Genomic DNA, 18,135 nt, shown 5'->3' with positions numbered 1-18,135 from the left:
GGCAACTGCCTGCAACAGATTGGCGCACGCCTCCGCCCGCGCCGACGATGGACGCATGCCCACGACTACCCAGGACGCGCTGTCCGTCCATCCCGATCGCCTGCTCCCCGCCGAGCCCGGCCTGCGCAAGGTGGCGCGCGAGATCTACGACTCGGTCAAGGACCTGCCGATCATCTCCCCGCACGGTCACGTGCCGGCCCAGTGGCTCGCCGACGACGTCCCCTTCGAGGACCCGACGTCGCTGCTGATCACGCCGGACCACTACGTGAACCGCCTGCTGCACGCCAACGGCGTCTCGCTCGCCGACCTGGGCGTCGGGCAGAAGGAGTTCGGCGACGAGCAGAAGCGCAACGCCTTCCGCCTGCTCTGCGCCAACTGGAAGGCGTACCGGGGCACCCCGGTGAAGTTCTGGTTCGAGTCCGAGCTCGCCGACATCTTCGGCATCACCCAGGCGCCCTCGGCGCACACCGCCGACGCCATCTACGACCAGATCGCCGAGGCGATCGCCAGGCCCGAGTTCCGGCCCCGCGCCCTGTACAAGCAGTTCGGCATCGAGTTCATCGCGACCACGGACGACCCGGCGGACGACCTGCGCTTCCACGAGAAGCTCGTCGCCGACAGCACGTGGGAGGGCAAGGTGGCCCCCACGTTCCGCCCGGACAAGTACCTCGAGCCCGCCACGGCGGCCTGGAACGGGCTCGTGGACAGGCTGGGCGAGGTCTCCGGCGTCGACACCGGCACCTATGCCGGCTGGGTCGCGGCCATGGAGAACCGCCGCGCGTTCTTCAAGGAGCACGGCGCGGTCTCCTCCGACCACTCCCACCGCGACGCCCGGGCCGAGAAGCTCGACGACGCCGAGGCCGAGCGCCTCTACGCCAAGGCCCGCAACGGCGAGATCACGCCGGAGGAGGGCGACACGCTGCGCCGGGACTTCATGTTCCAGCAGGCGCGCATGGCGTCCGAGGACGGCCTCGTCATGACCCTGCACCCGGCCGTGTACCGCAACCACCACACCGAGAGCTTCGAGAAGTACGGCGCCGACGTCGGCGGCGACATCCCGATGAGCGTGGAGTTCACCCGCGCGCTCCAGCCGATGCTGTCCGCCTTCGGGACGCACCCCAACTTCCAGCTGGTGCTCTTCACCATCGACGAGACGGTGTACTCCCGCGAGCTGGCGCCCCTGGCCGGCTTCTACCCGTCGGTCTACGTCGGCGCCCCGTGGTGGTTCATCGACGAGCCGGACGCCATCCGGCGCTACCGCCGCGCCATCACCGGCTCCGGCGCCGGCTTCGGCCGCACCTCCGGGTTCATCGACGACACCCGCGCCTTCCTGTCGATCCCCGCGCGCCACGACATGAGCCGCCGGCTCGACGCCGGGTACCTCGCCGAGCTCGTCGGCGAGAACCGGCTGACCATGGACGAGGCGCTCGACGCCGCGCACGACTTCGTCGTCACCCAGCCCAGGAAGGCCTTCAAGCTGTGACCACCACGACCCTGCCCCGCCTCTCCCGGGCCGACCGCGGGCGCCCCGCTGCGCCGGTGCGCATCGTGCACCTCGGCGTCGGCAACTTCACCCGGGCGCACCAGGCCTGGTACACCGAGCACGCGCCCGACGCGGCCGAGTGGGGGATCGCCGCCTTCACGGGGCGCCGACCCGACACCGCGGAGGCCCTCGCCCCGCAGGACGGCCTGTACACGCTGATCACCCGCAACGCCGAGAGCGACGCCTTCGAGGTGATCAGCTCGCTCTCCGCCGTCCACGCGGCCGGCGACACCGAGGCGTTCCTGGGCTACCTGCGCTCCTCCCAGACGGCGATCATCACCTCGACGGTCACCGAGGCCGGGTACATGCGCGGCCCCGACGGCCACCTGGCCGTCGGTCACCCCGACGTCGCCGCCGACATCGAGGACCTCAAGGCCGACCCGACGTCCGCGGCGCGGACCACGCCCGGCAGGCTCGTCGGCGGCTTCCTCGCCCGCCGCGAGGCCGGCGCCGGTGGCCTGACGGTGCTGCCCTGCGACAACCTGCCCGACAACGGCCCGACCTTCCGGGCCGTCGTCGAGGAGATGGCCGACCAGGTCGACCCGACCCTGCGGTCCTGGATGGACGAGAACGTCTCCTGGGCCACCTCGATGGTCGACCGGATCACCCCGGCCACCACCGACGCCGAACGCGCGGCGGTCGCCGAGGCCGAGGGCTACGAGGACGCCTCCCCGGTGCCGACCGAGCCGTTCAGCGAGTGGGTCGTCTCGGGCGAGTTCCCGGCCGGGCGACCCGCCTGGGAAGAGGCCGGCGTCACCATCGTCGACGACGTCTCCCCGTTCGAGCAGCGCAAGCTGTGGATGCTCAACGGCTCGCACTCCCTCATGGCCTACGCCGCCACGATCGTGGGTCACGAGACGGTGGCCGACGCCATCGCCGACCCGACGGTGCGCGGCTGGGTCGAGGACTGGTGGGACGTCGCCGGTGCGCACCTCCAGGTGCCCGCCGAGGACGTGGCGGCCTACCGGACCGCGCTTGTCGACCGGTTCTCCAACCCGCGGGTACGCCACCTCCTCGCGCAGATCGCGGCGGACGGGTCCCAGAAGATCCCGGTGCGGATCCTCCCGGCGCTGCGCCTGGAGCGGGAGGCCGGCCGCCTGCCCGACGGCCCCGTCCGGGCGCTGGCCGCGTGGGTGCTGCACCTGCAGGGCCACGGCGCGCCGGTGAAGGACGCCCGTCAGGGCGACGTCGTCGCCGCCGCGCAGGGCTCCGTGGAGGAGGCGACCCGCAGGCTCCTCGAGACGCTCGCCGGCGACCTGCTGCCCGACGACGAGCTGGTGGCCGCCGTCGCCGCCAAGGCGGAGGAGATCCTCGCGCTGGAGGGCGCTGCCGAGAAGGCCTGACGCCACGGCCCGCCTGGGCCCGCTGTCACGCACGACCCCGAGGACCGGGGCGCCGGATCGCCGGCGCCCCGGTCCTCGTCGTACGTGCCGGGGACGCGGGCGTCCTCGGGCCGATCGGGCCGTTACCGAACCGGTACATACGTACGGAAGCAACGAGTGGCAACTGTTTGCCGCGTCATATCCGGGTGTGGATGAATCGGGGTGTCCTACTTCACGACGCCGTCCGGCCTGTTTGCCGGCCGGCGTCCGACCCCCCCGCGTGAACGACGACGGTCAGCCGCAGTGCGCGGGCCGGCGGCGGCCACGAAGCCCGGACCCTCACGGGATGAACGACCACCCGCGAGTGATGACAAGCTCACCGATGAGCAGAACAGGAATTCCCATGAAGCGCACCAAGTCCCTCTCCATGCTGGCGCTCGCCACGGCGACGGCGCTGACCCTCGCCGCCTGCGGTGGTGGCGGCAACGCCGAGGGCGACAGCGGCGACGGCGACGCCGCGGCGCCCGCCGAGGGCGGCCAGGCCCTGCGGCTGGCCCTCAACCAGACCGAGGAGCACCCCTCGTTCATCGCCCTGGACAACTTCGGCCAGCGCCTCGAGCAGGCCACCGAGGGCCGGTGGAGCATCGACGTCTACCCGAACGAGACCCTGGGCGCCCAGCAGGAGGCCCTGCAGCTCGTCTCGGACGGCACCGTCGACATGGCGATCGTCTCCGGCACCCAGCTCGAGAACCTCAACGAGGACTTCCTGGTCTTCAACCTCCCGAAGGTCTTCGACGACGTCGAGCACCAGATGAGCGTCATCCACGACGAGGAGATCGTCGGCGACCTGTACTCCTCCCTCGAGGAGAGCAACAACCTCACGGTCCTCGGTGGCTTCACCCAGGGGGCACGCAGCGTCTACACCACCTTCGGGCCGGTGGAGAGCCCCGACGACCTGGCGGGCAAGAAGCTGCGGGTGCAGGAGTCCGACCTGCACATCGCGATGGCCGAGGCGATGGGCGCCTCCGCCACCCCGATGGCTTTCGGCGAGCTGTACACGGGCCTGCAGTCCGGCGTCGTCGACGCGGCGGAGAACAACGAGGTCTCGTACTGGACGCAGAAGCACTACGAGGTCGCCCCGCACTGGTCCTACACCAACCACCTGGTCGGCCTGGACTACCTGATCATCAACTCGGACCTGCTCTCGGGCATGTCCGAGGAGGACCGCGCCGTCTTCGACGAGGAGTGGACGGCGGCGCACGAGGAGCACACGGAGCTCTGGACCACGGCGACCGAGGATGCCATCGCCCAGGCCGAGGCCGGCGGTGCGACGTTCACCGAGGTCGACGAGGAGGCCTTCGACGCGGTCCTCGAGCCCCTCGCCGACCAGTTCATCTCCAACGAGTCGCAGCAGGCGCTCTACGACGCCGCACGCGCCGCAGCCGCCAAGTGATGCCGTCCGCCAGCCGTCCCAGGAAAGGAGGTGACCCGTGCACGCAGTGAAGAAGGTTCTCGACAAGCTCCTCGCCGGGGCCTCGGTGCTCCTCTTCGCGGTGCTGGTGATCGACGTGGTCTGGCAGGTCTTCAGCCGCCAGGTTCTGCGTGACCCCAGCACGTGGTCCGAGGAGCTCGCGCGCTACACCTTCGTGTGGCTCGGGTTCTTCGCCGCCGCGTTGGTCTTCTCCGAGCGCGGGCACATCGCGGTGGACTTCGTGGTCCGCAAGCTGCCGGGCGGGGTCCAGCGTGCGATGTCCGTCCTGGTCCAGCTCCTGATCATCGCCTTCGCCGTGATCGTGCTGGTCTGGGGCGGCTGGCGGGCCGCGATGGGCGCGTGGGGCCAGAACCTCACGGCGCTCCCCACCACGATCGGCCCGATGTACATGGTCATGCCGATCACCGGTGTGCTCATCGCGTTCTACGCGATCTACCACATCTTTGCCGTCCTGCGCCGCGAGGAAGACGTGGTAGAGGCCGACGCCGAGATTGACGAAGCGATCTAGGAGCAGAGATGGATCCCGCAAGCCTCGCAGGGCTCATCCTGCTCGTCGGCATCGCCGTCATGATCGTGCTGAGCGTGCCGATCGCCGTCGCGATCGGGCTCTCCTCCGCCTTCGCGGCCGTCGCGCTGCTCGGGTTCGAGGGAGCCGTGCTCACGAGCTCGCAGCGCATGTTCACCGGCATCAACTCGTTCACCCTGCTGGCGATCCCGTTCTTCGTCCTCGCCGGCGTCCTCATGAACAACGGCGGCATCGCCGGGCGTCTCATCGACGCCGCCAAGGTGCTCGTCGGTCGGATGCCGGCCTCGCTGGCGCAGACGAACGTGGTCGCGAACGCCATGTTCGGCGCCGTGTCCGGTGCGGCCGTCGCCGCGGCGGCCGCGGTCGGCACCGTGATGACGCCACGCATGAAGCAGGACGGCTACGACCCGAAGTTCTCCGCCGCCGTCAACGTCGCCTCGGCCCCGGCCGGCATGCTCATCCCGCCGAGCAACACGTTCATCGTGTACTCGCTCGTGTCGAGCACGTCGATCGCGGCCCTGTTCATGGCCGGGTTGGGGCCGGGCCTGGTCTGGGCGCTGGCGTGCATGGTGATCGTGTTCGCCTACTCGCGCCGGCACCCGGAGCTGAAGTCCAGGGAGCGTCCGACCCTCGTCCAGACCCTGAAGGTGCTGTGGCTCGCGGTGCCGTCGCTCCTCATGATCGTCATCGTCATCGGGGGCATCCTCACGGGGGTCTTCACCGCTACCGAGTCGGCCGCCATCGCCGTCGTCTACTGCCTGGTCCTCGGGTTCCTGTACCGGAACATCAAGGTGCGGGACCTGCCGGGCATCCTGCTCGACGCGGCGCGCACGACGGCGATCGTCATGCTCCTCGTCGGCGTGTCGTCGATCCTGTCGTGGGTCATGTCGTTCGCGCGGATCCCCGACATCATCTCCGACCTGATGCTGGGTATCACGGACAACCCGACGATCATCCTCATCCTGATGATGATCATCCTGCTGGTGGTGGGCACCTTCATGGACCCGACCCCTGCCATCCTGATCTTCACGCCGATCTTCCTGCCGATCGCCGCAGAGTTCGGGATCAGCCCGATCCACTTCGGCACGATGATCGTGTACAACCTGTGCGTGGGCGTCATCACGCCGCCGGTGGGCAACGTGCTCTTCGTCGGCGCCCGGGTGGCTGGACTGAGGATCGAGCCCGTGATCTCCAAGCTGCTGCCGTTCCTCGTCGCCCTGGTGATCGGCCTGTTCGTGGTGGTCTTCGTGCCGCAGGTGTCCCTGTGGCTGCCCACCCAGATGGGTCTGATCGCGCCGTAGGCGATCGGAAGCGCCGGGCCCGGTGCCGCACCCGCGGCACCGGGCCCGGCGTCGTCGTCCCGCCCCCACCCCTCCGGCGAGATGTCATCTCCTCCCCGAGATGTGGCGGATTCGGGGGAGATGTCAGCTCCGCCATCCCATCCGCGCACCTCGGGAGCGGCGCGCAGGTTCCCCGAACCGGGCTCGGGCGACCGCGCCGCGCCGCCGGCGGCCACGCAGGCCCGCCGGTGCGCGGCCCTACGATGATGCGAACGCATAGGAGCCGGGAGGCGACGTGACCCAGGAGACCGCGCGGCAGCCCAGCACGCGCCTGGCGGCCGAGGCGTGGGAGTCGCTGTTCCGCGCCCAGGTGAGCCTGATGCGCCGGTTCGAGCGCGACGGCGACTTCGCGCCGCTGCGTCCGCGCGAGTACGACGTCCTCTTCACCCTGAGCCTCGCCGAGGGCCGCCGGCTGCGCCTGCGCGAGCTCAACGAGCAGGTCTTCATGAGCCAGCCGAGCCTGAGCCGGATGGTGGACCGCCTCGAGCAGCGCGGCCTGGTCAGCCGGGAGCCCGCGCCCGACGACGCGCGCGGCGTCGTCGTCACCCTCACCGGCGAGGGGCTGGAGCTGCAGCGGCAGGTGGGGCGCCAGCACGTGCGCAGCATCGGGAGGTACGTCGGGGGAGCCCTGGACGAGGACGAGCTCCGCACCCTCATGGCGCTGACGACGAAGCTGCGCACCTACCGCCCCTGAACGGGCTCGGCATCACGAGCGAGTGGCCGTCCGTACTCCGGACGCCAGGCGCCGGGCGGACGTCTCATCCCGTACCGTCGTGCCCCGGTGCGCCGGGAAGTCTGGTCGGCAACAATGTCGCCGACCCCGGAAGGGCCTCCCGTGACCCCGTCTCGCGAGCACCACCACGTCCCCACCACGCATCCCCGCCGCCGGCTGGCCATCCGGCTGCAGGACGAGCGGTTCTCCGGGCTGCTGCTGCTCGTGGCGGCCGTCGTAGCGCTGGTGTGGGCCAACTCCCCGTGGCGCGACAGCTACCACGCCCTCGCGGGGACCGTGATAGGCCCTTCCGCGCTCCACCTCGACCTGCCGGTCTCGGCGTGGGCGGCGGACGGCCTCCTGGCGATCTTCTTCTTCGTCGTGGGGCTGGAGCTGAAGACGGAGTTCGTCACCGGCTCGCTGCGCAAGCTCAACGAGGCGCTGCTGCCGATGATCGCCGCCGTTCTCGGCATGGTGGGGCCAGCGGTGCTCTACACCGCCGTCCAGCTGGCCACCGACTCCGGCGCCACCCGGGGCTGGGCAATACCGACGGCCACCGACATCGCCTTCGCCCTGGCCCTGCTCGGCATCTTCGGCCGGGGCCTCCCGCCCGCGCTGCGCGTGTTCCTGATGACCCTGGCCGTCGTCGACGACCTCCTGGCGATCACCGTGATCGCGCTGTTCTACACCGAGGAGATCCGCCTGCTCCCGCTGGTCGGGGCGCTCGCCGTCATCGCCGTCTTCGGGCTGCTGGTTCAGCGCCGCGTGGCCCGGTGGTGGATCCTGGTCCCCCTGGGCGTCGTGGCGTGGGTGCTCATGCACGCGTCGGGCGTTCATGCGACGGTCGCAGGTGTCCTCATGGGCATGACCGTCCCGGCGCGCGTGGTGCGCGGCGAGCGCGAGGCCATGACGCACCGGTTCGTCGAGCGGGTCCAGCCGCTGTCGGCAGGTCTCGTGCTGCCGGTCTTCGCACTCTTCGCCGCAGGCGTGTCGGTCGTCGACTCCGGCGGCTTCGGCGAGGTGCTCGGTGACCCCATCGCGGTCGGCGTGATGGCGGGCCTCGTGCTGGGCAAGCCGCTCGGGATCTGGGGCGGCGTCGCGATCCTCGTGAAGACCACGCGGCTACGGCTCGGCAACGGGGTGGACCTGGCGGACCTGCTGGGCGTCGCGATGCTGGCGGGCATCGGTTTCACGGTCTCCCTGCTCATCGCCGACCTGTCGTTCGGCGCGTCGGCGGAGGGGGATGCCGCGAAGTTCGCGGTCATCATCGGCTCGGTCCTCTCCGCGCTCCTCGGCGGCGTGACGCTGCGGCTGCGGGCGCGCGTCCGGCTGCGCGGGGACGAGGCGCACCGGCGGCCGCGGGTCCGCGCGTCGCGGCGCTGACGGCGGAGCGGTACGGCCGGTGCGCCGGGCGGACGGCGGGTGTGCCCGCCGTCCGCCCGGCGGCGGGCCGGGGCCACCGGCCGCTGCGATAGCCTGTACCGCATGACGGCCGCGGTGCTCCTTACCCAGCCGCGCTGACCCCAGCGGGCGCCCCTGTTGACCGGGCGCCGCACCAGCGCGGCTCACCTCCCTGCGCGGGAGGTTTTCTCATGTCAGGAGCCCCCCAGCACCCCCTTAGGCGAGGAACCAATGAGCACGCACGACGACGCCACCACCACCGCGGAGCCGGCGACCGCCGGCGAGGCGACCGGCTACCGGTACACGGCGGCCCTGGCCAACGAGATCGAGAGCGCCTGGCAGCAGCGCTGGGAGGAGCGGGGCACGTTCTTCGCGCCCAACCCCACCGGCGACCTGGCCGGGGAGGACGTCCCGGCCGAGAAGTTCTACCTGCTCGACATGTTCCCCTACCCCTCGGGCAAGGGCCTGCACGTCGGGCACCCGCTGGGCTACATCGCCACCGACGTCGTCGGCCGGTACCAACGGATGAAGGGCAAGAACGTCCTGCACGCCCTCGGCTACGACGCCTTCGGCCTGCCCGCCGAGCAGTACGCCGTCCAGACCGGCCAGCACCCTCGGGTCACCACCGAGGAGAACATCGCCAACATGCGCGCCCAGCTGCGCCGCCTGGGCCTGGCGCACGACTCCCGCCGCACCTTCGCCACCACGGACCCGGAGTTCGTGAAGTGGACGCAGTGGATCTTCCTGCGGATCTTCAACTCCTTCTACGACGCCGACGCCGTCCGCGCCGACGGCGGGCGCGGCAGGGCCCGGCCCATCGCCGAGCTGGAGGCCGAGCTCGCCGCGGGCACCCGCCCCACCCCGGACGGGCGCCCGTGGGCCGAGCTCGGCGCCGACGACCGGCGCCGGGTCATCGACGACCACCGCCTGGCCTACATCTCCGAGGCACCGGTGAACTGGTGCCCGGGCCTGGGTACGGTGCTGGCGAACGAGGAGGTCACCGCGGACGGCCGGTCCGAGCGCGGCAACTTCCCCGTCTTCAAGCGCAACCTGCGCCAGTGGATGCTGCGGATCACCGCCTACGCCGACCGCCTGGTCGACGACCTGGACACCATCGACTGGCCCGAGAAGGTCCGTTCGATGCAGCGCAACTGGATCGGCCGCTCCACCGGCGCGCACGTCGACTTCCGCGTGCCCGGGGTGGCGGAGCCGCTCACGGTCTTCACCACCCGGCCCGACACGCTCTTCGGGGCGACGTTCATGGTGGTCTCGCCGGAGCACCCGCTGCTGGCGGACGGCGCGATCCCCGCCGCGTGGCCCGAGGGCACCAAGGACGCGTGGACCGGCGGGGCATCCACCCCGGCCGAGGCCGTCCACGCCTACCAGCGGGCCGCCGCCGCCAAGACCGACGCGGAGCGCCAGGACGCCGAGCGCACCAAGACGGGCGTGTTCACCGGCATCTACGCCACCAACCCGGTCAACGGGACCGCCGTGCCGCTGTTCGTCGCCGACTACGTGCTCATGGGCTACGGCACCGGCGCCATCATGGCCGTCCCCGGCGGCGACGAGCGTGACTTCGAGTTCGCCACCAAGTACGAGCTGCCGGTGATCCACACCGTCCAGGCGCCCGAGGGCTTCGCCGGCGGCGCGTACACCGGCGACGGCGTCGTGATCAACTCGGCGAGCGAGGGGCTGTCGCTGAACGGCCTGGGCGTCGCCGAGGCCAAGGCGAGGATGATCGCCTGGCTGGAGGCCGAGGGCATCGGCCGCGGCGCGACCACCTACCGGCTGCGGGACTGGTTGTTCTCCCGCCAGCGGTACTGGGGCGAGCCGTTCCCCGTCGTCTACGACGCCGAGGGCCGCGTGCACGCCCTGCCGGAGTCCATGCTGCCGGTGGACCTGCCCGAGGTGCCGGACTACTCGCCGCGCACCTTCGACGCCGACGACGCCGAGTCCTCCCCGGAGCCGCCGCTGGGCCGGGTGCCCGAGTGGGTGAGGGTCGAGCTGGACCTGGGCGACGGCGTGCAGACCTACTTCCGCGACACCAACACCATGCCCAACTGGGCCGGGTCGTCCTGGTACGAGCTGCGCTACCTCGACCCGCACAACGACCGGGCCGTGGTCGACCCCGAGAACGAGCAGTACTGGATGGGCCCGCGCCCGGCCACGACGGCGTCTGACGGCACCGAGGTGCCCGCCAACGTCTCCGGCGGCGCCGACCTGTACGTCGGCGGCGTCGAGCACGCCGTGCTGCACCTGCTCTACGCGCGGTTCTGGCACAAGGTGCTGTTCGACCTGGGGTACATCTCCAGCTCCGAGCCGTTCCACAAGCTGTTCAACCAGGGCTACATCCAGGCCTACGCCTACGCGGACGGCCGCGGGCAGTACGTGCCCGCCGAGGAGGTCGAGGAAGTCACGGACGGCGCGGGCAGTGCTTCAGGGGAGCCCACCTACACCTGGAACGGCGAGGAGGTCTTCCGCGAGTACGGGAAGATGGGCAAGTCGCTGAAGAACATCGTCACCCCGGACGAGATGTACGAGAGCTACGGGGCCGACACCTTCCGCGTCTACGAGATGTCCATGGGCCCGCTCGACGTCTCCCGGCCGTGGGACACCCGCGCCGTCGTCGGCTCGCAGCGGTTCCTGCAGCGGCTGTGGCGCAACGTCGTCGACGAGCGCACCGGCGCCACCACCGTGGTCGACGCCCCGGCCGACGAGGCGACCCGCCGCCTGGTGGCCCGCACGATCGCCGACGTCGAGACCGAGATGTCCGCGATGCGTGTCAACACCGCCATCGCCAAGATGATCGTGCTCAACAACCACCTCACCTCGCTCGACGCCGTGCCGCGCGAGGCGGTCGAGCCGCTGGTGCTGATGCTGGCGCCCGTCGCCCCGCACATCGCCGAGGAGCTGTGGTCGCGCCTGGGGCACCCCGAGTCCCTCGCGCACGAGCCGTTCCCGACGGCGGACCCCGCCCTGCTGGTGGAGGACACCGTGACCTGCGTGGTCCAGGTGGCGGGCAAGGTCCGCGACCGTCTCGAGGTGCCCGCCTCCATCGGCGAGGACGACCTCAAGGCGCTGGCCCTGGACTCCGCCGCCGTCCTGCGGACGCTGGGGGACAAGGGCGTGCGCACGGTGATCGTGCGGGTGCCGAAGCTGGTCAACATCGTGCCCGCGAGGTAGCGGCGCCCGGGCGCCCCGCCGTCCGCACGGCGGCGGGGCGCCTGCGCCCCCTTCCGGGCCGCGAGAGCCCGCCCGACCGCCGGGTGGACGCGCAAGCCGGAGCGCGCGCGATGGGGGACAGTAGGGGCAGTACCGACCGGCGACCCAGGAGCGACCCGATGGAGACTGCCTCCGACCAGAAGCGCGCGAGCGTCCAGCGCGGCGACCTCGACGGCGAGCCGACATGGGTGCTGACCCATCCCGACGGGGCCCGGCTGGAGGTCGCGGAGCGCGGCGCCACGCTGCTGTCGTGGCAGGCGCCCGGCGCCGACGGCACGCCGGTCGACCTCGTGGACGGCTACCTCTCCGCCGCCGAGCTGAGCGCCCAGGACGGCTACCGCGGCGCCGTGCTGGCGCCGTGGACGAACCGGGTCCGGGGTGCCAGCTACTCCTTCGACGGGGCGGAGCACCGCCTCGAGCCCGCGGCCACCGGGCGGGACGAGGCCCTGCACGGGCTGCTGACGCAGGCGCGGTGGAGGCGGGCGGCGGCCACCTTCTCCGACAGCGACCGCATGCTGCGGCTGACGGCCACCATCGACCCGGACACGTACCCGGGCTACCCGTTCTCGCTCGAGGTCACCGCGACGTACTCCCTGGGCCTCGGCTCGGAGGGCGAGTCGCGCCTCGGGCTCGAGCTCGTCGCCGTCAACACCGGTGAAGCGCCGGCGCCCGTGGCCCTGGGCTGGCACCCGTACCTGCGCCTGCCCGGCCACGAGACCATCGACGACCTCGTGCTCGAGATCCCGGCCCGCTCCCGCGTGCTCACCGACTTCTCGCTCATCCCGCTGCCCGGCGAGCAGGCCTACGCGGGCGTCGCGGCGCCCGTGCGCTACGCGCCGCTGGGCGGGACGCGGCTTGACGACGCCTTCACCCACCTGGTGCCCGACGACGGCGGCGTCGTCGCGACGGTGCTGCGCTCGACGCGCACCGGCGAGAGCCTGACCGTGGAGCAGGAGCCTGTGCAGGCCACGGTCGTGCACGTGTTCACCGGCGACGCGCTCGTCCGCGGAGCCCGCGCGTCCGTCGCCGTCGAGCCGTGCCAGACCATGGCCGACGCCTTCAACCGCCCCGACTCCGCCGACGCCGTGGTGCTCGCGCCGGGCCAGGCGCGCCAGCTCGTCAGCGACATCGTCTACCGCCGCCCGGAGGGCCAGGCCTGAGGGCTCAACTCCCGAACAGCTGGGCGACGGCCGCGTCGGCCCGCTCCAGCTCGCCGCGGTCGAACGTCGAGGTGGTCACCATGACCTCGTCGGCACTCGTGCGCCGGACCAGCGCCGCGAGCTCCTCGGCCACCTCCACCGGTGTGCCGTGCACCGCCTGGTCGTAGAACGCCGCCACGCTCTCGCGCTGCTTGGCGGTCAGGGCGCGCTCCCGCACCGCCGCGGCCGGCTCCAGCGGCGGGAAGGCCCCGGTGGCGCGCGAGGCGGCCATCGCCCAGGCGTCGGGGAGCAGCAGCTCCGCCGCACGCGCCCGGGACCCGGCGACCATGACGTTGACGCTCGCGATGACGTACGGGCGGGCGCCGTCGCCGGCCGTGAACTCCGCCCGGTAGCGCTCCAGCGCCGCGGGGAACGCCAGGACGGGCCCACCCACCACCACGGGCAGGCCGGCCCGGGCCGCCAGGCGCAGCCCCTTGCCGCTGGCGAGGACGAACACCGGCGGGGGAGAGGCGACGGCGGGTCGCGCGGTGACCGGCCCGCGGCCCCCGAGGAACGCGCGCACCGCGGCCACGTCGCCCAGGAAGTCCTCCGGGTCCGACTCCGTCACGCCGAGCGCCTCGCGCACCGGGGCGCTGAACCCGAGCGAACGGCCGAGCCCGAGGTCGATGCGACCCGGATGGAGGCTCTCCAGCACCGCGAACTGCTCGGCGACGACGAGCGGGGCGTGGTTGGGCAGCATCACCCCGCCGGACCCGACCCGGATGCGCTCCGTCCGGGCGGCCACGGCCGCGGCCAGGACGGCGGGGCTGCCGCTGGCGATGCCCGGCACGGCGTGGTGCTCCGCGACCCAGAAGCGGTGGTAGCCGAGCTCCTCGGCGCGCCGGGCGCGCTCCACCGTCGCCCGCACCGCGAGGGCGTCGGGCTCGCCGGCACGGGTGCGGGAGCGGTCGAGCAGCGAGAGCGGCACGTCGAGGGCGGGCATCGAAGACTGCAACCAGACGACCACGCAGGCTATTTCGGCGCTACCTCGCCGCCCCGGTGCGGGGCCCCACGGGCAGGGACCTAGGGTGAGGACATGGATCCGGACGTCGCCGTCGTCACCGACTCGACCGCGAGCCTGCCCGACGACGTGGCCCGGGCCTACGGCATCACGGTGGTGCCGCTGCACGTCGTCGTCGACGGCGTCCAGCGCGGGGACGACGCCGCCGGCAGCGCGGCCCTCGCCGAGCGGATGGCGGCCGGTGCGGAGGTCAGCACCTCCCAGCCCTCCGCCGCGGAGCTCGCCGACGCCATGCGCGCCGCCGCGCGGGGCCGTCGCGAGGTCGTGAGCATCCACCTGTCCGGGGACCTGTCCGGCACCGTCTCCGGCGCCCGGCAGGCGGCGGCCCGCCTCGCGACCGAGGGCGTGCGCGTCCACGTCATCGACTCGCGCACGGTGGCGGGCGGGACCGGGCTGGCGGCGGTCGCGGCCGCGGAGGCCGCCGCGGCGGGGCGCCGCGCCGAGCAGGTGGTGGCGGTGGCCCGGGAGACCGCGGCGAAGACCACCGTCCTCTTCGTCGTCCCCGACCTCACGTTCCTCCAGCGCGGCGGCCGCGTCGGCGCGGGGACCGCGAAGATCGGCACCGCGCTCGGCATCCGCCCGGTCCTGGGCATGGCGGACGGCCGCATCGTCGTGGTGGAGACGGTGCGCGGGCTGGCCCGGGCCCGCCGCCGGGTGGTCGCCAGGGCCGCGCAGGCAGCCGGCGGGCCGGGCGCCCGCGTGCCCCACCCGCCTGCCGTGCGGGTGCGCCTGGCCGTGCACCACTTCGGCGCCGCCGAGGCGGCGGTGGAGCTGCAGGAGCAGCTCGCGGCGGAGCTGGCCGGCACCGGCGCGATCGTGGCCGAGACGCTGCGCAGCGAGCTGACGGCGGTCGTCGGCGCGCACGTCGGACCCGGCGTGCTCGGCGTGGTGGTCGCGCCCGCGGAGGGTCCACAGCGCAGCGGGTGACGCGCCCGCGTCCACACCCGGCGGCGACGGCGCCCCCTCCGGGTCCGTGCCGCGCCGTACGTTCCGGCGGGTGGAGTCCCGGCGGAATGATCGGCTGCGGGCGCTGACGCGCGCCGCCTACACGGCGACGGCGGGGCACCTGGAGATCTCCCCGGAGGACGACGGCCCCGGACCGGTGCGCCGACGCTGGGCGCCGAGCGCCCGGGCCGCCCTGGCCGCCGGCGCGGGCGTGGTCGCCCTGGGCGCGGGGCTCGGCGTGTGGGCCTTGGTCGGCGCGCCGCCGCCGGCGCAGCCCCTGCCCGGCCCGGACACGACCGTGTCGGAGGCCGGGGACGAGGGCAGGGCCCAGCCGGCCGGGCCCGGCGAGCAGGGACCGGCGGAGCCGGCGCCCGCGGCAGGCACGGCCCCGTCGGCGGGGGCAGGGTCGGCCACGCCCGGCGTCGTCGTCGTGCACGTGGCCGGCGCCGTCGCCAGGCCGGGCGTCGTCGAGCTGGCCGCGGGCGCCCGGGTGGGCGAGGCGGTGGACGCCGCCGGCGGCGCCACGCCCGAGGCGGAGCTCGCCGCCGTCAACCTGGCCCGGCTGCTCGTGGACGGCGAGCAGGTGTACCTGCCGCGGGTGGGCGAGCAGCTGCCCGGCTCGCAGGCCGGGGCGGGCCCGGCCGGCCCCGCGGGCGGAGGTCCCGGCGCAGCGGCGAGCGACGGCGGGACCGGTGGCGGTTCCGGCGCACCGGCCGGCGGCGCGCCGGTGAACCTCAACACGGCCACCGCCGCGGACCTCGACGGCCTTCCCGGCGTCGGACCGGCCATCGCCGAGCGGATCCTCCAGTGGCGCGAGCTCAACGGCCCCTTCACGACGGTGGACGACCTCGACGCCGTGCCGGGGATCGGCCCCGCCACGATGGAGCGGCTGCGCCCCCTGGTGGCGGTGTGAGCGGCGACGGGGCGAGCAGGTCCCGGGCGCCGCGGCCGCCGCCCCTGGACCTGAGGCTGGTGCCCGCGGCGCTGACCGCGTGGTCCGGCGCCTCCCTCGCGGTCACGCGCCCCGCTGCGGAGCTGCTGCTTGCGGCGGGGCTCGCGACGGCGGGGATCGCCGCCCTCGCCGCGGGGCTCCTGCGGCGCGGCGGCGCCGGAACCTGGCGGCGCGGGCCGCGGCAGGGCCCGCTCGCGCCCCGCCACCGCGGTGCCCCCGCCGGCCCGGCCACGGTCCTGCTGGCGGCGGCCGTGCTCCTCGCCGTGCTGCTGAGCGCGGCCCCCCGGGTGCACGAGCGCGAGAGCGGGCTGCTGGCCGAGCTGACGGAGCTGGGCGCCAGCGCGGTCCTGACCGGCCGGGTGGCCACCGAGCCGCGGCCGGTCGCGCCGCGGGAGTGGGAGGCGGCGCCCCGCCAGCGCCTGGAGCTGACGGTCGAGGAGGTCCGCGGGCGCGGTCAGGTGGCGCGTGCCCGGACGTCCGTGGTGGTGGTCGGCCCGGACGGGTGGTCCGGGGTCCGGCTGGGGGAGCGCGTGCGCCTGAGAGCCACGCTCGTGGCCACAGAGCCGGGCGACGCCGCGGCGGCCCTCGCCGTCACCGCGGACCCGCCCCGCCCGGCCGGCGGCGCCCGCTGGCCCCTGACGGCGGTGAACCGGCTCCGTGGCGCCCTCGGCGCGGTCACCGCCGACCTCTCGCCCCAGGCGCGCGGGCTCGTGCCCGGCATCGCCGTCGGCGACGACCGCGCCCTGCCCCCGGACCTCGCCGCGGACATGCGGGCGACGTCCCTGACCCACCTCACCGCCGTCTCCGGCGCCCACGTCGCCATCGTGCTCGGTGCCGTGCTCGGGGCGCTGGCGTGGGCGCCCCGGCGGTGGCGCTCCGCGGGCGCGGCGCTGGCACTCGTGGCGTTCGTGACCCTGGTGCGCCCCGAGGCGAGCGTGCTCCGCGCCGCCGCGATGGGCGCCGTCGTGCTGGCCGCGCTCCTGCTCGGCCGGCCCGCCCGCGCCCTGCCGGGGCTGTGCGCCGCCGTCGTGGCGCTCGTGGTGGCCGACCCGTGGCTCGCGCGGTCGTACGGGTTCGCGCTGTCGGTGCTGGCGACGGCGGGGCTGGTGCTGCTCGCGCGGCCCTGGGCACGGTGGCTCTCTCACCTGCTGCCGCGGTGGCTCGCCACCGCCGTGGCGATACCGGCGGCCGCGCAGGCGATGTGCGGGCCGGTGGTCGTGCTGCTCAGCCCGGCACTGAGCCCGTACGCCGTGCCCGCGAACCTGCTCGCCGCGCCGGCCGTGCCGCCCGCGACGGTGCTGGGCGTGGCCGCGACGCTGCTCGCGCCGGCCTGGCCAGGCGGGGCGCACGCCCTTGCCGTGCTGGCGTCGGGCTGCACGTGGTGGATCGCGACGGTCGCCCGCACGCTGGCACGGCTGCCCGGCGCGCAGCTGCCCTGGCCGCCCGGCGCGACCGGTGCCCTCGCCCTGGTCGTCGTCTCGGCGGTCGTGGTGGCGCTCCTGGCCCGGGCCGGCCCGCGCCGGCTCGGGTGGCGGGCGGTGGTGCCCCTGGCCGCCGTCGCGGCCGTCCTCCTGCTGCCGGGCCCCCGGTGGGTGACCTCCTGGCTGCCCGACGGCTGGCCGCCGCGCGGGTGGCTCGCCCTGCAGTGCGACGTCGGGCAGGGCGGCGCGTTCCTCGTCCGCTCCGGCGAGGGCGCCGCGGTGATGGTCGACGTCGGCCCGGCGGGCGGTGCGGCCGCGGGCTGCCTGCGCGCCGCCGGGGTGGAGCGCCTCGAGCTCCTCGTGCTCACCCACGCCCACGCCGACCACGTCGGCGGTCTCGGCGACGTCCTCGCCGCCGTGGCGGTGGACCGCGTGCTGCTGGGCCCCGGCCCGGAGCCGGCGCAGACCGTGGCCGCCGTGCTGCGGCAGCTCGAGGGCGTGCCCACCGCGAGGCCCGTGGCCGACGGCGGCACGGCCGCGGGCACCGCCGGCACGATCGCGTGGGAGGTGCTGTGGCCGCCGGCCGCCGGCGTGCGTGCGCTCCCGGGACCCGACGGCGTCAACGACCTCTCCCTGGCCCTCCGGCTGCGGGCGCCGGGGCTGGACGTCCTCGTGCCCGGCGACCTCGAGCACGCCGGCCAGGCGGGCCTGCTCGCTCGCCTGCGCGCCCGGGCCCCCGACCCGGCCGACGTGGTGGCCGTCGCGCACCACGGGTCCGCGCGGCAGGATCCGGCCCTCGCGGCCTGGCTCCGCCCGCGCCTGGCCGTGGTGAGCGTGGGGTCGGACAACGACTACGGGCACCCGGCGCCGAGCGCCCTGCACCTCTACGAGAGCACCGGGGCGGTGGTGCTGCGCACGGACCTGTGCGGCGCCATCGCGGTGGTGCCCGACGGCGACGGCCTGGCGGCGGTCTCGGGCTGCCCGCCGTAGCCGCCGGACGACGTACCCGGTCACCGGCTCGCACAGCGTGTCGGCGCCA

General features: G+C 74.2%; 13 protein-coding genes. 12 read left to right on the top strand and 1 reads right to left on the bottom strand.

Annotated features, from left to right (window positions below; genetic code table 11):
• Positions 1 to 55: 55 nt before the first annotated feature.
• The 9 genes from uxaC to ACF0H8_RS13485 all read left to right on the top strand — a co-directional run bounded on the left by uxaC (position 56) and on the right by ACF0H8_RS13485 (position 12,718).
• On the top strand, positions 56 to 1,483 hold the full coding sequence (gene uxaC, locus ACF0H8_RS13525; protein WP_395289421.1) for a glucuronate isomerase: 1,428 nt from the start codon (positions 56 to 58) through the stop codon (positions 1,481 to 1,483).
• On the top strand, positions 1,480 to 2,886 hold the full coding sequence (locus ACF0H8_RS13520) for a mannitol dehydrogenase family protein (RefSeq protein WP_395289420.1): 1,407 nt from the start codon (positions 1,480 to 1,482) through the stop codon (positions 2,884 to 2,886). The genes uxaC and ACF0H8_RS13520 overlap by 4 nt, the downstream gene beginning before the upstream one ends.
• Positions 2,887 to 3,268: 382 nt before the next feature.
• A complete protein-coding gene (locus tag ACF0H8_RS13515) occupies positions 3,269 to 4,318 on the top strand; it encodes a TRAP transporter substrate-binding protein (protein ID WP_395289419.1) in 1,050 nt (349 codons plus the stop codon).
• Between the two features lie 37 nt (positions 4,319 to 4,355).
• Entirely contained in the window at positions 4,356 to 4,865 is a 510-nt protein-coding gene (locus tag ACF0H8_RS13510) for a TRAP transporter small permease (protein ID WP_395289418.1), read from the top strand.
• An 8-nt stretch (positions 4,866 to 4,873) separates the two neighbouring features.
• Positions 4,874 to 6,184 (top strand): TRAP transporter large permease, encoded by a 1,311-nt coding sequence (locus tag ACF0H8_RS13505; RefSeq protein ID WP_395289417.1) that lies wholly within the window; start codon positions 4,874 to 4,876, stop codon positions 6,182 to 6,184.
• Positions 6,185 to 6,458: 274 nt separating this feature from the next.
• Complete coding sequence (locus ACF0H8_RS13500) at positions 6,459 to 6,917, top strand: MarR family winged helix-turn-helix transcriptional regulator (RefSeq protein WP_395289416.1); 459 nt, start codon at positions 6,459 to 6,461, stop codon at positions 6,915 to 6,917.
• A 141-nt stretch (positions 6,918 to 7,058) separates the two neighbouring features.
• Positions 7,059 to 8,318, top strand: coding sequence for a Na+/H+ antiporter NhaA (nhaA, locus tag ACF0H8_RS13495; protein ID WP_395289415.1), 1,260 nt, complete (start codon positions 7,059 to 7,061; stop codon positions 8,316 to 8,318).
• Between the two features lie 249 nt (positions 8,319 to 8,567).
• Positions 8,568 to 11,519: a leucine--tRNA ligase gene (leuS, locus tag ACF0H8_RS13490; protein WP_395289414.1), complete on the top strand. Its 2,952-nt coding sequence runs from the start codon at positions 8,568 to 8,570 to the stop codon at positions 11,517 to 11,519.
• Between the two features lie 158 nt (positions 11,520 to 11,677).
• Positions 11,678 to 12,718, top strand: a complete 1,041-nt coding sequence (locus tag ACF0H8_RS13485) for an aldose 1-epimerase (RefSeq protein WP_395289413.1) — start codon at positions 11,678 to 11,680, stop codon at positions 12,716 to 12,718.
• Positions 12,719 to 12,722: 4 nt separating this feature from the next.
• Here the strand turns inward: ACF0H8_RS13485 and ACF0H8_RS13480 are convergent, their stop codons facing one another.
• A complete protein-coding gene (locus tag ACF0H8_RS13480) occupies positions 12,723 to 13,700 on the bottom strand; it encodes an MsnO8 family LLM class oxidoreductase (RefSeq protein WP_395289412.1) in 978 nt (325 codons plus the stop codon).
• A gap of 93 nt (positions 13,701 to 13,793) precedes the next feature.
• Here ACF0H8_RS13480 and ACF0H8_RS13475 point away from each other — a divergent pair, with 93 nt between their 5' ends.
• The 3 genes from ACF0H8_RS13475 (at position 13,794) to ACF0H8_RS13465 (ending at position 18,086) form a co-directional block, all read left to right on the top strand.
• Positions 13,794 to 14,705: a DegV family protein gene (locus tag ACF0H8_RS13475; protein ID WP_395289411.1), complete on the top strand. Its 912-nt coding sequence runs from the start codon at positions 13,794 to 13,796 to the stop codon at positions 14,703 to 14,705.
• Positions 14,706 to 14,775: 70 nt separating this feature from the next.
• Complete coding sequence (locus ACF0H8_RS13470) at positions 14,776 to 15,636, top strand: helix-hairpin-helix domain-containing protein (protein WP_395289410.1); 861 nt, start codon at positions 14,776 to 14,778, stop codon at positions 15,634 to 15,636.
• Positions 15,633 to 18,086 carry a ComEC/Rec2 family competence protein gene (locus ACF0H8_RS13465; protein WP_395289409.1) on the top strand — a complete coding sequence of 818 codons (2,454 nt, stop codon included), beginning with the start codon at positions 15,633 to 15,635 and terminating at the stop codon, positions 18,084 to 18,086. Before ACF0H8_RS13470 ends, ACF0H8_RS13465 begins: the two co-directional genes overlap by 4 nt.
• Positions 18,087 to 18,135: the final 49 nt, after the last annotated feature.

The organism is Georgenia sp. AZ-5 (genome assembly GCF_043952095.1).
Lineage (GTDB): Bacteria > Actinomycetota > Actinomycetes > Actinomycetales > Actinomycetaceae > Georgenia.
The sequence above is the reverse complement of the archived record's forward strand: the minus strand, read 5'-3'. Positions and strand labels throughout refer to the sequence as shown.

Bases quoted from the DNA above. Each gene is read 5' to 3' on its own strand.
- uxaC (WP_395289421.1), top strand. From the start codon at position 56: ATGCCCACGACTACCCAGGACGCGCTGTCCGTCCATCCCGATCGCCTG.
- ACF0H8_RS13515 (WP_395289419.1), top strand. From the start codon at position 3,269: ATGAAGCGCACCAAGTCCCTCTCCATGCTGGCGCTCGCCACGGCGACG.
- ACF0H8_RS13505 (WP_395289417.1), top strand. From the start codon at position 4,874: ATGGATCCCGCAAGCCTCGCAGGGCTCATCCTGCTCGTCGGCATCGCC.
- leuS (WP_395289414.1), top strand. From the start codon at position 8,568: ATGAGCACGCACGACGACGCCACCACCACCGCGGAGCCGGCGACCGCC.
- ACF0H8_RS13485 (WP_395289413.1), top strand. From the start codon at position 11,678: ATGGAGACTGCCTCCGACCAGAAGCGCGCGAGCGTCCAGCGCGGCGAC.
- ACF0H8_RS13480 (WP_395289412.1), bottom strand. From the start codon at position 13,700: ATGCCCGCCCTCGACGTGCCGCTCTCGCTGCTCGACCGCTCCCGCACC.
- ACF0H8_RS13475 (WP_395289411.1), top strand. From the start codon at position 13,794: ATGGATCCGGACGTCGCCGTCGTCACCGACTCGACCGCGAGCCTGCCC.